Here is a 262-nt window from a genome sequence, read left to right on the forward strand (position 1 = left end):
TATTGCAATCGGTATGATACCGGACCTCAATAATTCTCTAAGAAAGGATTTCTTATGAGCGAACAAATCACGTTTGCCACCAGCGATTTTGCCAGTAACCCGGAACCACGTTGCCCCTGCATTTTGCTGCTGGATGTTTCTGGTTCGATGAACGGTAGACCCATTAATGAACTTAACGCCGGATTGGTTACCTTTCGCGATGAGCTGCTTGCCGACCCGCTGGCCTTAAAAAGAGTGGAACTTGGTATTGTGACGTTCGGCC

General features: G+C 47.7%; 1 pseudogene. It reads left to right on the plus strand.

The annotated features are described in order from the left end of the window. Window positions 1-54: 54 nt before the first annotated feature. Window positions 55-262 (plus strand): annotated as a pseudogene (locus SB764_RS41605) (hypothetical protein); the annotation flags it as partial.

Origin of the sequence: Paraburkholderia sp. SIMBA_027 (genome assembly GCF_046535315.1) — a bacterium.
Lineage (GTDB): Bacteria > Pseudomonadota > Gammaproteobacteria > Burkholderiales > Burkholderiaceae > Paraburkholderia > Paraburkholderia tropica.